This window comes from Pseudoduganella flava (assembly GCF_007830495.1).
Classification (GTDB): domain Bacteria; phylum Pseudomonadota; class Gammaproteobacteria; order Burkholderiales; family Burkholderiaceae_D; genus Rugamonas; species Rugamonas flava.
Window position 1 is genome coordinate 569510 of sequence record NZ_VLKW01000003.1, and the last position, 12749, is coordinate 582258.

At 68.3% G+C, this 12749-nt stretch carries 11 protein-coding genes; 6 read left to right on the forward strand and 5 right to left on the reverse strand.

The genetic code is table 11. The features are described 5' to 3' along the window. Positions 1 to 19 precede the first annotated feature (19 nt). Both IP92_RS10725 and IP92_RS10730 read right to left on the reverse strand, forming a co-directional pair. A complete protein-coding gene (locus tag IP92_RS10725; RefSeq protein ID WP_229418719.1) occupies positions 20 to 2065 on the reverse strand; it encodes a sensor histidine kinase, YfiR-like protein-associated in 2046 nt (681 codons plus the stop codon). Next, on the reverse strand, positions 2062 to 2640 hold the full coding sequence (locus tag IP92_RS10730; RefSeq protein WP_158206734.1) for a TOL_0243 family YfiR-like periplasmic protein: 579 nt from the start codon (positions 2638 to 2640) through the stop codon (positions 2062 to 2064). Before IP92_RS10730 ends, IP92_RS10725 begins: the two co-directional genes overlap by 4 nt. 195 nt (positions 2641 to 2835) lie before the next feature. Between IP92_RS10730 and IP92_RS29875 the strand changes: the two genes are divergently transcribed. The 4 genes from IP92_RS29875 (at position 2836) to IP92_RS10745 (ending at position 5528) form a co-directional block, all read left to right on the forward strand. Further along, positions 2836 to 3318 carry a CinA family protein gene (locus tag IP92_RS29875; protein ID WP_158206735.1) on the forward strand — a complete coding sequence of 161 codons (483 nt, stop codon included), beginning with the start codon at positions 2836 to 2838 and terminating at the stop codon, positions 3316 to 3318. 80 nt (positions 3319 to 3398) lie between these two features. Continuing rightward, positions 3399 to 4232, forward strand: a complete 834-nt coding sequence (locus tag IP92_RS29880) for a metallophosphoesterase family protein (protein ID WP_158206736.1) — start codon at positions 3399 to 3401, stop codon at positions 4230 to 4232. A 73-nt stretch (positions 4233 to 4305) separates the two neighbouring features. Next, positions 4306 to 5034 (forward strand): P-loop NTPase family protein, encoded by a 729-nt coding sequence (locus IP92_RS10740; protein WP_145874528.1) that lies wholly within the window; start codon positions 4306 to 4308, stop codon positions 5032 to 5034. An 8-nt stretch (positions 5035 to 5042) separates the two neighbouring features. Further along, complete coding sequence (locus tag IP92_RS10745; protein WP_145874529.1) at positions 5043 to 5528, forward strand: hypothetical protein; 486 nt, start codon at positions 5043 to 5045, stop codon at positions 5526 to 5528. Between the two features lie 9 nt (positions 5529 to 5537). Here the strand turns inward: IP92_RS10745 and IP92_RS30420 are convergent, their stop codons facing one another. Next, complete coding sequence (locus IP92_RS30420; protein WP_145874530.1) at positions 5538 to 9767, reverse strand: M10 family metallopeptidase C-terminal domain-containing protein; 4230 nt, start codon at positions 9765 to 9767, stop codon at positions 5538 to 5540. Positions 9768 to 9901: 134 nt separating this feature from the next. On the opposite strand from IP92_RS30420, the gene IP92_RS10755 reads away from it, so the two are divergent. Continuing rightward, entirely contained in the window at positions 9902 to 10216 is a 315-nt protein-coding gene (locus IP92_RS10755; RefSeq protein ID WP_145874531.1) for an ArsR/SmtB family transcription factor, read from the forward strand. Continuing rightward, a complete protein-coding gene (locus IP92_RS10760; RefSeq protein WP_145874532.1) occupies positions 10213 to 11247 on the forward strand; it encodes a cation diffusion facilitator family transporter in 1035 nt (344 codons plus the stop codon). The genes IP92_RS10755 and IP92_RS10760 overlap by 4 nt, the downstream gene beginning before the upstream one ends. Here IP92_RS10760 and cysK read toward each other — a convergent pair. After that, on the reverse strand, positions 11241 to 12191 hold the full coding sequence (cysK, locus tag IP92_RS10765) for a cysteine synthase A (RefSeq protein ID WP_145874533.1): 951 nt from the start codon (positions 12189 to 12191) through the stop codon (positions 11241 to 11243). The two genes, IP92_RS10760 and cysK, sit on opposite strands and share 7 nt — an antisense overlap. A 46-nt stretch (positions 12192 to 12237) precedes the next feature. Continuing rightward, positions 12238 to 12735 carry an FKBP-type peptidyl-prolyl cis-trans isomerase gene (locus IP92_RS10770; RefSeq protein WP_145874882.1) on the reverse strand — a complete coding sequence of 166 codons (498 nt, stop codon included), beginning with the start codon at positions 12733 to 12735 and terminating at the stop codon, positions 12238 to 12240. Positions 12736 to 12749: the final 14 nt, after the last annotated feature.

Below are 12749 nucleotides of genomic sequence, written 5' to 3' on the forward strand. Positions count from 1 at the left end.
GCGCTCTATTGCTTGCGCTCTATTGCTTGCGTTCCGGCTGCGGGTGGGCCTGCCGCTCGGTGGTACCGCTCATTGTAGTGCTCAGTGTAGCGTTGATGGCTTCCGTGAACTCGTCGATATTGATCGGCTTGATCAGATAACGGGAGAATCCTGCCGCAATTCCCCGTTCCACGTCGCGCGGCATCGCGTTCGCCGTCAGCGCGATCGCCGGAATCGCGGCCGTGCGCGGGTCGGCGCGCATCTGGCGCAGCATGTCGAAACCGCTCATGCCGGGCAGGTTGATATCGAGCAGGACCAGGTCGGGCCGGTGCGCACGCGCCAGTTCCAGGCCCAGCTGGCCGTCCGGCGCCGACAGCAGCCGCAGCTCGGGGCGGAAGCGGATGATCTCCTGCACCAGCTTCAGGTTGGCCGGATTGTCCTCGACATACAGCAAGGTGACGCTGTCCCGTTCCGGCACCGGCAGGCCCGCCAGCGCCGGCGAGGCCGGGCCGGGCACCGGCAGCGGCACCGGCTCGGTGGTCTTCAGCTCGACCCAGAACATGCTGCCCACGCCGGGGCTGCTGGAGACGCCGATCGTGCCGCCCATCAGTTCCACCAGGCGCTTGGTGACGACGAGGCCGATGCCCGTGCCCTCCTCCACGCCCGCTTCCTGGCCCAGCCGGTTGAACGGCTGGAACAGCATGCGCACCTGCTCGGCCTTCAGGCCCATGCCCGTGTCCTGCACGGAGATGCGCAGCAGGCCGGGGGCGGACTGGGTGCAGTCGGCAACCACGGCGCCGCCCTCGCGGTTGTACTTGATCGCGTTCGACAGGAGGTTCAGCAGCACCTGCTTCAGGCGCGTGCGGTCGGCCGTCACGTTGATCGTGCAGCGGTCCGGGAACAGCAGCCGGATGCCGCGCTGGGCCGCCAGCGGCGCCATCATCGCCTCGCATTCCTGCAGGATGTCCGGCAGGCCCACCGGTTCCATCGACAGCGCCACGGCGCCCGATTCGATCTTGGCCAGGTCGAGGATCTCGTTGATCAACGTGAGCAGGTGGCGGCCCGACTTCAGGATGTGGTTGGCGAATTCCTTCTTCTGCGCCAGCGTCGACGGCAGCTTGTCGGACGTGAGGATCTGCGCGAAGCCGAGGATCGCGTTCAGCGGCGTGCGCAGCTCGTGACTCATCGACGACAGGAACGCCGACTTGGCCTGGTTCGCGCTCTTGGCCTCTTCCATCGCCATCGCCAGCTCGCGGTTGGCCATCTCGAGCTGCAAGGTGCGCTCGTGCACGCGCTGCTCCAGTTCCTGGTTCAGCCGCATCACTTCCTGCTGGGCCTCGCGGCGCTGCTCCGATTCGCGGGCGATCTCGCGATTCGACGTTTCCAGCTCGCGCTTCCTGATCTCGATCTCGGCCAGCATCTTGTTGAACGAATCGGCCAGCTCGGCCACCTCGTCCTGCCCCAGCCGCGGCGCGCGGCGCGACACGTCGCCGGTGGCGATCACGTCGCGCGCGACGTCGGCGATCGACAGGATCGGCCGCGTGATCACGCTGTTCAGGCGCCGGCTGACGAGCCACGCGCAGATCAGCGCCAGGATGCCGGCGACGATGCCGATCAGGATGTAGTCGAGCAGCCGTTCGAGTACCTCGTACTCGGCGCGCAGGTAGACGGTGCCCAGCAGCTCGCCGTTGTCGGTGATCCTTTTGAACAGCTGCAGCTTGCCGGCCTCGATGCGGAAGCCCTCCTGGCCCGGCTGTGCCGGCACGCCGGCCGTGTCGCGCTGCGCCGCGTAGCGGGCGAACAGCCGGCCGTGCGCATCGTAGATGGCGCCCGCATTGACCTTCGGCCGCAGCCGCAGCAGCGCCAGGTTCTCGTGCGCCAGCCGCGCGTCGTCGAACGACAATGCCGGCGCGCTCATGTGGCCGAGCAGCTCGGCCTGGGTCGTCATGTCGTCCGTGATCGTCTGCTCGTAGACGTGCAGGTCGTAGACAATGATCGTGGCGATCGATACCAGCACGGCCGGCAGCATCACCAGCGCGATCACGCCGAGCAGCTTGTTGCGCAGGGAACGGAGCCTGACCATCATGCCGCTCCCGGCTGGACGCGGTACGCAGCCGCCAGCAAACGCGCGCTGATGCGCAGCCGCGCCGCGGCGGCCGCCTTCAGCGACACCTCGAAACGCAGCCGTTCATCGACGACGAGGAAGTTGATCACGCTGCCCATGCCATGGACCTGACCGTTGTCCGATACCGTCAATATGGGCTGCGCACGGCAGCCGTCAAGCAGGCCCTGGGCTGCCGCGCCGCCGGCGCCGCCGATGAACGCGATATGGGCGGCCCGGCCGGCGCCCGGCGCCGCGTTCAGCCGCTGCACCTGGACGATACGGCCGTTGACGGTACGCCCGGCCACCAGGCGCTCCAGCTGTTCGGCCAGCGCGTCGGCGCCGAACACGCCGATCACCAGCGGGCTGTCGGCCCGGGCAAACGCTCCTTCCGGCCATTCGACGAAGCCGCCGAAGCGGTACAGGAACGCGGCCTTGATCTGCCGTTCCAGCTCGTCGCCCGCCCGCGCCGGCAGCGTCGCGGCGGCGAGCGCAATACCAAGCCACCGCGTCAGCCACTGCGCGAGCCACTGCCTGCGGGAAAGCTCTCGATGTGTCACGTTCTGCCGGGCGTATTGGTTGATCCGTCAGCCTATTCTATCGTCGAGTTGACGGGCGCAGCGCTTGTTTGGTCTCCCGGTGCGCCCCTTGCTCCCCCAAGCGGGCAAGCCCGACAATTTTTTGCCGCGTGCGTGGCCAGCCGCCGGCGGCGCGCGCTAGAATGGAACCGGATTGTTTGCCTCGAGGAGCGACACGTGAGTACGGACATCAACGAACTGGCCGCCCAGGTGGGCCGTGCCTTGCAGGACAAGGGATTGCTTCTGGCCACTGCGGAATCGTGCACCGGCGGCGGCGTGTCGCAGGCGATCACGGAGATCGCCGGCTCGACCGGCTGGTTCGACTGCGGCTTCGTCACGTATTCCAATGCGTCGAAGACGGAACTGCTGGAGGTGCCGGCGGCGCTGATCGCGCAGTTCGGCAGCGTCAGCGAGGAAGTCGCCGCCGCGATGGCGCAAGGGGCACTTGCCAACAGCAATGCCCACCTGGCCGTGTCGACGACGGGCATCGCCGGCCCGACGGGCGCCGTGCCGGGCAAGCCGGTCGGCACCGTCTGCTTCGGCTGGGCCAATGGCGACACCGTGCATACCGAACGCCTCGTCTTCTCCGGCGACCGCCACGCGGTGCGCGAACAAACCGTCATCCACGCGCTGCAAGGCCTGCTGCGCTTCGTCAACTGAACTTGCGCCTTCCGCTGCCGCGGCTGTTACCACTGACCCTGCTGTCATTGCTGCCGGCATTGGCCCCGGCAGCGCCGGCAGTGCCACTGACGGTCTTCGCGGCCGGCGACATCGCCGACTGCCGCTACAGCCGCCCCCGCTACTCCGATGCCGCGGCCACCGCCGCGTTGATCCAGTCCCGGCTGGCCACTGCGCCGGACGCGCTGGTGCTGACCCTGGGCGACCACACCTACCCGTATGGCCGCGCCGAGGAATTCACCCATTGCTATGCGCCGACGTGGGGCGCGTTCCGCGACCGCACCCGCCCTGTGCCCGGCAACCACGAATACCACGACGGCAGCGCCGGCGGCTATTACGATTATTTCGGCGCGCAGGCCGGCCCGCGCGGCCGGGGCTGGTACAGCTTCGATGCCGGCGGCTGGCACTTCGTGGCGCTGAACAGCCACCTGGACCGCGGCCTTCACGCCGAGCAGCTCGCCTGGCTGCGGGACGACCTGGCGCGTCACCCGGCCCGCTGCACCCTCGCCTGGTGGCATGCTCCCATGTATAGTTCCGGCGGGCACCCACGCAACACGAAGATGCGCGACGTGTGGCAGGTGCTGGTGGAGGCCGGCGCGGAACTGGCGCTGGCCGGGCACGATCACGACTACGAACGGTTCGCACCGATGGATGCCGATGGCCGCGTGGACCCGCGCGGGATGCGGCAATTCGTCGTCGGCACGGGCGGGGCGATCCTGACGCCGTTCCGGCCATGGGCGCCGCCGGGCGAGTCGCGCCAGGCCACGCACCACGGCGTGCTGCGGCTGACCTTGCGCGAGGACGGCTACGACTGGGCATTCCTGCCAGTCGAGCTCGGCTGGTCGGAGTTCGCCGTGCCACCGCCGCGCGACAGCGGCAGCGCGCAGTGCCACTAAGGGGCCATTAAGGGTCCACTGAGCGGCCACTGACGGGGCCGCCGACACAATAAGATATTTCGGGAGCAAACAGATGCAAAACACGGTTCACTTCATCCTGCAGGGCAAGGGCGGCATCGGCAAGACGCTCGTCTCGACCATTCTCGCGCAATGGCTGCAGGCGAAAGGCGACGCCCCGCTGCGCTGCTACGACACGGACCAGGAAAACACGACCTTCTCGCGCTACAAGGCGCTGGACGTGCAGCACATCCCCGTGATGACGGAGGCGCGCACGATCGACCCGAAGCGCTTCGACGCGCTGATGATCGACATCCTCGAGGAGGACGGCAACTGCGTGATCGACAACGGCGCCAACACGTTCAGCCCCTTGCTGGCCTACCTGCTGGAGAACCACTGCTTCGACCTGCTGGCCGATTCCGGCCGCAAGGTGTACATCCACACGATCGTCGGCGGCGGCGATACGCTGCACGATACGGCGATGGGCTTCGTGTCGACGGCCAAGTCCACCGACGTTCCCCTCGTACTGTGGGAGAACGAGCACTTCGGCCTGCTGCAATCGGCGTCCGGCAAGGCCTTCGTCGAATCGCAGACCTATGCCGAGCATGCCGGCCGGGTGCGCGGCCGCGTCGTGCTGGCGCAGCGCAATGCCGACACGTTCGGTGCCGACATCAAGAAAATGAACACGGCGCGGATGACGATCGATGAAGTGAAGGCCAGCGACAAGTTCAACGTGATGGAAAAGCAGCGCATCAAGGTCGTGTTCCGCGACCTGTTCGAACAGCTCGACCGCGTCAACTGGTAAGGATCGCCATGGACCGCCAGCAGCTGCGCAATCTCGTGTTTGAAAAAACCGGCATCAAGCTCGACGTCGACGATCCGATCTTCGCGCTGGTGGCGCTCAACGAGGCGGTGCTGGCCGACGCCGTCCAGCGCCACGTCGACCGCATCGATGTCGCCTCGCGCGACCTGGCCGAGCGGGCCCGGCATGCCGGCGGCTTGCCGGCCGCCGCGCAGGCCGATGCCGCGCTGGCGCCCCCGGCACTGCCCGCGGACCGCCGCACGCTCGCCATCGCCGGCGGCGCGGCCGTGCTGGGTGCAGTGCTGAGTACTGCGCTGGTGCTGCTGGGGCAGGCGCTGTGGTTCCGTCCCGCGCCGCCGGTCACCGTGCCGGTGCCGGCACCGCTGACGGCCAGCCAGATCGACGCGATCGCCACCGGCGAACGCCTGACCCGCGCGCTGCCGCGGCTGGACGCGAAGACCCGCGCCGCCGTGCTGGCCGAGATGCAGAAGCCGTAACGCCGGTTCTTACACCGTGAACGCGTAGTCGCTGGCGGCCGTCACACCCGTCAGCTGGGCGATCTGCACCAGTTCCGTGCTGGCCACCACCGCATCCGCATTGGCGGCGACGAAGCGGTACAGCGCCGTCGTCGTGCCGTTATCGATCGCGAACAGCGCCGTCTGCCCCACCGTGTACGCCGTGTCGGCCGCGCCGATCAGCGCGGCCGCCTTGGCCGTCGTCAGCGTGGTGGCATCCGTCGTCACGATCACCAGTTCCGCATCCGTGCCGAAGCCGCCCGGCCCGGCGATCGTCGCCGCATGGTCCAGCACCGCGTCGCCGTTGCCGATCGCGCGCACCGACACGTCGACCAGCAGGTGGTCGATGCCCGTCGCGAAATCCGTCACCGTGTCGCTGCCCGCATCGGCGCGCAGCACGAACGTGTCGGCGTCCGCACCGCCCGTCAACGTGTCGTTGCCCAGGCCGCCCACGAGCGTGTCGGCACCTGCGCCGCCCGTCAGCCGGTCCGCGCCGATGCCGCCTGTGATGCGGTTGGCCAGGTCATTGCCCGTGCCAGTGAACGCCGAGTTGCCCGTGTAGTCGAGGTGTTCGACGTCGGCCGCCAAGGTCCATGCCGACAGGGCGGTGCGCACCACGTCGATGCCGCCGTCCACGCTTTCGATCACCTTGTCGAGCGTGCTGTCGACCACATACACGTCGTTGCCCGCGCCACCGGCCAGCGTGTCGCCGCCGGTGCCCCCGACCAGCGTATCGTTCCCCGTGCCGCCCAGCAGGCTGTCGTTGCCGCTGCCGCCATCGAGGCTGTCGTTGCCGTCCGCGCCGTCGAGCGTGTTCGCACCCGCGCCGCCCGTCAGCACATTGGCCAGCGCATTGCCGATTACCGTGCCGGCGGTGCTGGACTTGACCACCGCGTTCTCGACGTTGGCCGCCAGCGTGTAGCTGTACAGGGCCGTCGCGATCGTGATGCTGGCCGTGTCCGTGCCCGCGCCAGCCGCCTCGACGATCACGTCCTGCACGGCGCCGATCACGTACGTATCGTCACCGGCAAGCCCCACCATCGTGTCGGCGCCGGCCAGGCCATCGATCGTGTCGGCACCCATGGTGCCCGTCAGGTCGTCGTCGCCGACGCTGACGAGGCCCTTGCGCAGCTCGGCCAGCGAGTACGACACGCCGTCGAACACGAGCGTTTCCGTATTGCGCACGATGACGACGTCGCCCGTCGTCTTGTGCACCAGCTTCAGGTCGTCCGCGGTCGGGCGCGAGCGCACGTAGTCGGCCAGCGCGGCGGTGAACACGGCCGTGTCGTTGCCGGCGCCGCCGTCGAGCGTGTCGGACCCGCTGCCGCCTTCGAGGCGGTCGTCGCCGTCGCCGCCCAGCAGGCTGTCCTTGCCGGCGAAGCCACCCAGCGTGTCGTTGCCGGCGCCGCCCGTCAAGGTGTCGTTGCCGTTGTTGCCGTCGATCGCGTTGTCGCCGGCGTTACCCGTGAGCCGGTAGGCGCGGCCCGCCGTGCTGCCGGCCAGGTCTTCCACGTATTGCGCCAGCGTGTAGGTGGCAGCTGTCGTGAGTACGCGATCGTGGCCGCCGCCATCGTTTTCGATGACGACGTCGCCCGCCACATCGACTACATAGGTGTCGTCGCCAGCGCCGCCTGTCAGCGTGTCCGCGCCTGCCCCGCCGATGAGGGTGTCGTTACCGGCGCCGCCATCGAGCTTGTCGCTGCCGGCGCCGCCGTCCAGGCTGTCGTTGCCGTCCAGGCCGTCGAGCGTGTTCGCGGCGCTGTTGCCGGTCAGCTGGTTGGCGGCCGCATTGCCCGTCAGCCGGGCCGCGCCGCCACCTGTGACGATGCCGTTCTCGACGTTCTCGCCCAGCGTGTAGGTGCCGTTGACCACTGCGAAGCGCACGGTATCCGTGCCGCCATCGGCCGCTTCGACGACCACGTCGCCAGCCGAGGCCACGACATACGTATCGTCACCGGCCAGGCCCGTCATCGTGTCGTCGCCCGCCTGGCCGTCCAGCGTGTCGTTGCCGCTGGTGCCGGGCAGCACGTCGTTGCCGCTGCTGACGATGCCCTTGACGAGGTCCGCCCACGCCACGACGGCGCCGTTGAAGTCCACCGATTCCACGCCGCGCAACGTGATGGCGACGCTGGTCGTCTTCTCCGTCAGCACGATGTCCGTTGCGTTCGGGCGCGTGACGCGGTAGGCATCCAGCGTGCCCGCCACGTAGGCGACGTCGGTGCCCGCGCCGCCGTCGAGCGTGTCGCGGCCGCCGTCGCCGTACAGGCTGTCGGCACCGTCGCCGCCCAGCAGGCTGTCGTTGCCGAGGCCACCGTGCAGCACGTCGTCGCCGGCCAGGCCGGACAACGTATCGCTGCCGCCCTGCCCCCTGATCGCGTTGGCCGCGGCGTTGCCCGTGCCGGCAAAGGCGGCCGTGCCGGTGTACTGCAAGTCCTCCACCTCGGCGGCCAGCGTGATGCGCGCCAGCGCCGTCTCGACGCGGTCATGGCCGCCATCGGCCAGCTCGGTGATCACGGCGCTGCCCGCGGTGATCACGTAGACGTCGTCGCCATCGCCGCCGATCAGCGTGTCGGTGCCGCTGGCGGTGAGCATCGTGTCGTTGCCCGCGCCGCCTTCCACGCGGTCGTTGCCGGCACCGCCGTCGAGGCGGTCGTCGCCGGCCGCGCCGACGAGCGTGTCGTTGCCGCCGACGCCTTCGAGCGTGTCGGCGGCGTCCGTGCCGTTCAACAGGTCAGCGCCGGCGGTGCCGAGCGAACCGGTTGCTTCGGCAAAGCTCTTCGACACGCCGTTGAGCACGACCGTCTCGATATTGCGCAGCACGATCGTGACGCCTGTCGATGTGTTGGTCAGCTGCAGTTCGGTCATGCCCACGCGCGTCCGCGTGACGCTCGCAAGGTCCAGCGCGAGCACGGCGGTGTCGTTGCCGTCGCCGCCATCGAGCGTATCGGCGCCGCCGCCACCCGTCAGCGTGTCGTCGCCCGCGCCGCCGGCGAGCAGGTCGGCGCCGGTACCGCCAGTGATGGCGTTGGCCAGCGCATTGCCGGTGCCCGTGAACGCGCCGCTGCCGGTGAAGCGCAGCGCTTCGAGCGCCACGCCCAGCGTGTAGCTGCCCAGCGTCGTGACGACGGTATCGGTGCCGCCGCTGCCGGCCACGGTCTCGTCGATCACGTCGCCCAGGTTGTCGACGACGTATTCGTCGTTGCCTGCGCCACCGGCCAGCGAGTCGGTACCGGTGCCGCCGTCGAGCCGGTCGTTGCCGGCGCCGCCGCGCAGCGTATCGTTACCGGCGCCGCCGGCGATATTGTCGTTGCCGGTGCCGCCGTAGACGTCGTCGACGCCGCCGCCGCCGGTGAGCGTGTCGCCCAGGTCGTTGCCGACGATCGTCGAGCCGCCCGCGCCGGCAATCGCCTGCTGCACGCTGACGCCGTACGCGATCGATACGTTGTGCAGGCCCTTGGCCGTTTCGCTGAACTGCCCCTGGTTCAGGTTGATGAGCGTGCGGCCCACGCAGCCGGAGAAGTCGAAGGTGTTGATGCCGCCCGCGTCCCACACGCACTGCGGCGCCGCGGCGCTGGCGAACGCATACACGTCGTTGCCCACGTGGTAGCTCTTGTTCGCGCCGTACAGGTACTGCATCGCCATGATGTCGTACACCATCGGCGTCACGGAGTACTTGCCGTTGATGGACCAGCTGGCGCCGTCGTGATACGACATGATGCTGTAGTCGCGGTTATCGGTGGCCGCCGGCAGGTAAGGGCCCGGCGTGCCGCCGCCGCCCGCGTTGTAGTCGCCCGGGTGCTTCAAGCCCAGCGAATGCCCCAGTTCATGGATCAGCACGTTCGGGCCGTAGGTGCCCGGCGTGAACACGGCGTTGTAGTTCGTGTTGTTCAGGTACAGCGCGGAAGAGCTGCCCGGGTTCGGGTAATACGCGTACGCCCCGCTCGTCGTGCCCTGGTTATTCACGCCCAGCTGGATCTGGCCGCCGCTCCCCACCTGCGTGAAGGTCACGTTGGCCACCGCGGACCACGTGGCCAGCGCCGTGCGTACGGCATCCTGCTGCGTCGCCGTCATCGGCGTGAAGCCGTACTTGTCCTCCGAGGTGGCGTTGGCCGGGGACGTCGTCAGGAACGAATACGTCAGCGTCGTCGCCGTACCCAGCTTGCTGTTCCAGCTGGCGTAGGCAAGCGCATCGATCGAGTTGTTACCGCTGGGCTGGATCATGTTTCCAAGAAGAAATTTTCCGATTACGGATCATAACATTCATGCCGTGCGGAAATGGAAAAGACGAGTTGCGCCGTTGTTCCGATACGACTAACATATGAATATCTATTCAAACGTTGCTCACAAGGACAACGATGCCTCCGTCGATCCACGAAGAGTCGGTTGCCCAGCTTGCCGACCTGTTCCACCTGCTGGGCGATCCGACCCGCTTGCGCATCGTGCTCGCCTGCGTGGCCGCGCCCATCGCCGTCAGCGAGATCGCCGCCACGCTCGATCTGTCCAGTTCGCTGGTGAGCCACCACCTGCGCCTGCTGCGCGCCGCCCGCATCGTCAAGGCCGAGCGGCAGGGCAAGCAGGTGTTTTATTCGACCGCCGATGCGCACATCAGCGGTGTCCTGCGCGATATGCTCGAGCACATCGCCGAACCATCGACCGGAGGCGACGTATGAGCGGCCATCACCACCACGGGCACGGCCACGATCACGCCGGCCACCACCATCACCACCACGGCGATCCCGTCAACCACGGGCGCGCCTTCGCGATCGCGATCACGCTGAACGCGGTGTTCGTCGCCGTGGAATTCGTCTACGGCTTCCTGGCCAATTCAACGGCGCTGATGGCGGACGCGGGCCACAACCTGTCCGACGTGCTGGGCCTGATGCTGGCATGGGCCGCGGCGATCCTGGCCAAGCGCCAACCGTCGCGCCGCTACACGTATGGCTTGCGCAGCAGCTCGATGCTGGCCGCGCTGTTCAACGGCATGCTGCTGATGGGCGCGTGCGGCGCGATCGCGTGGGAAGCGGCGCTGCAGCTGATGCACCCCGTCGCCGTGCACGGCACGACAGTCTCGGTGGTGGCCGGTATCGGCATCGTCGTCAACGGCGTGTCGGCCTTGCTGTTCATGGCCGGCAGCAAGGACGACCTGAACATCCGCGGCGCCTACCTGCACCTGGCCGCGGACGCGGCGATCTCGCTGGGCGTGCTGGTGTCCGGCCTCGTCGTGATGGCCACGGGCTGGAGCTGGCTCGACCCCGTCGTCAGCCTGGCGATCGTCGTGATGATCGTGGCGGGCACGTGGTCGCTGCTGAAGGAATCGCTGCGGATGATGCTGGCCGCCGTGCCGGGCAATGTGGATTCACGCAAGGTGGAGCAGTTTCTGCGCGGCCGCCCCGGCGTGACGGACGTGCACGACATGCACATCTGGTCGATGAGCACGACGGAAACGGCGCTGACGGCGCACTTGGTGATGCCCGGCGGGTATCCGGGCGACGTGGCGATGGACGACATCGCGCGCGGCCTGCGCGAGGAATTCGCGATCCAGCACAGCACGCTGCAGACTGAACAGGGCACGACGGCCCATGCGTGCTGCCTGAAGGAGTCCACGCAGGAGTCCACCCAGGAGCAGGATCATGGCCACGATCACGATCACAGCCATGACCATGACCATGGCCACGACCACGGCCATGCCCACCCTCACTGATCGGCCAGGCCGGCGAACAGCGGTGTCGACAGATAGCGTTCGCCGAACGACGGGATGATCGTCACGATGACCTTCCCTTCGTTCTCCGGCCGCCGTGCCACCTGCACGGCGGCCCACAGCGCGGCGCCGGCCGAGATGCCGACCAGCAGCCCCTCCTCGCGCGCGGCGCGGCGCGCGTAGTCGAACGCCGCGTCGCCCGTCACGGCGATCACCTCGTCGTAGATATGGGTGTTCAGCACGGCGGGCACGAAGCCGGCGCCGATGCCTTGGATCGGGTGCGGCCCTTTCGTCCCTTTCGACAGCATCGGCGACGCTTCCGGTTCCACGGCGATGCACTGGAACGACGGCTTGCGCTCCTTGATCACTTCGCCCACGCCCGTGATCGTGCCGCCGGTGCCGACGCCGGCCACCAGGATGTCCACCTTGCCGTCCGTGTCGCGCCAGATCTCCTCGGCCGTCGTGCGCCGGTGGACCTCCGGGTTGGCGGGGTTGTTGAACTGCTGCGGCATCAGGTAGCGCGGATCGGACTGCGCCATCTCCTCGGCGCGGCGGATCGCGCCGAGCATGCCTTCGGATGCCGGCGTCAGCACCAGCTCGGCGCCATACGCGCGCAGCAGCATGCGCCGCTCGCGGCTCATCGATTCGGGCATCACCAGCGTGCAACGGTAGCCGCGCGCGGCGCACACCATCGCCAGCGCGATGCCGGTGTTGCCGCTGGTGGGTTCGAGGATGATCGTGTCGGGCCGGATCTGCCCCGCGCTTTCCGCAGCGGCGATCATCGACAGGCCGATCCGGTCCTTGACGCTGTGGGCCGGGTTGTAGAACTCGAGCTTGGCCAGGAGCTGCGCGGGCGCGCCCTGGGCCAGGCCGCTTGTATGTAACCGATTGATGCGGACCAGCGGGGTATTGCCGATCAGCGCAGTGACATCGTTCGCAACGTTCATCGCAGGTCTCCCGGGGAAGGATGGGAGACCAGTGTAACGCCGCCGCTTATTTCACGTCGAGCAGTTCCACGTCGAAGATCAGCGCCGAGTTGGCCGGAATGCCGGGCATCGCGCGCGCGCCGTAGGCCAGGTCGGACGGGATGATCAACGTGCGCTTGCCGCCCACCTTCATGCCGACGACGCCCTGCTCCCAGCCCTTGATGACGCGGCCGGCGCCCAGCTGGAAGTCGAGCGGCTCGCCGCGATCGCGCGACGAGTCGAACTTGCGGCCCTTGTGGCCCTTCGCCAGCGGGCGGTACAGCCAACCCGTGTAGTGCACGACCACGGTGCTGCCCGTGATCGCTTCCGTACCGGTGCCGACCTTGTTGTCGGTGACGATCAGCTTGTCCGCGGCCGGGCCGATCGTGGCGGAACCGGGCACCGGCGGCGCTTCCGGGGCAGGCGCCTGCGCGGCGTTCTGCGCCGGGGCTTCGGTCGAGGTCTGGGCGTGCGCGAACGTGGCCGCGCACAGCAGGGCGGACAGGACAAACGGGAATCGGGTCATCATGTATTCTTTCT

Bases quoted from the DNA above. Each gene is read 5' to 3' on its own strand.
- IP92_RS10725 (WP_229418719.1), bottom strand. From the start codon at position 2,065: ATGATGGTCAGGCTCCGTTCCCTGCGCAACAAGCTGCTCGGCGTGATC.
- IP92_RS10740 (WP_145874528.1), top strand. From the start codon at position 4,306: ATGCAAAACACGGTTCACTTCATCCTGCAGGGCAAGGGCGGCATCGGC.
- IP92_RS10745 (WP_145874529.1), top strand. From the start codon at position 5,043: ATGGACCGCCAGCAGCTGCGCAATCTCGTGTTTGAAAAAACCGGCATC.
- IP92_RS30420 (WP_145874530.1), bottom strand. From the start codon at position 9,767: ATGATCCAGCCCAGCGGTAACAACTCGATCGATGCGCTTGCCTACGCC.
- IP92_RS10755 (WP_145874531.1), top strand. From the start codon at position 9,902: ATGCCTCCGTCGATCCACGAAGAGTCGGTTGCCCAGCTTGCCGACCTG.
- IP92_RS10760 (WP_145874532.1), top strand. From the start codon at position 10,213: ATGAGCGGCCATCACCACCACGGGCACGGCCACGATCACGCCGGCCAC.
- cysK (WP_145874533.1), bottom strand. From the start codon at position 12,191: ATGAACGTTGCGAACGATGTCACTGCGCTGATCGGCAATACCCCGCTG.
- IP92_RS10770 (WP_145874882.1), bottom strand. From the start codon at position 12,735: ATGACCCGATTCCCGTTTGTCCTGTCCGCCCTGCTGTGCGCGGCCACG.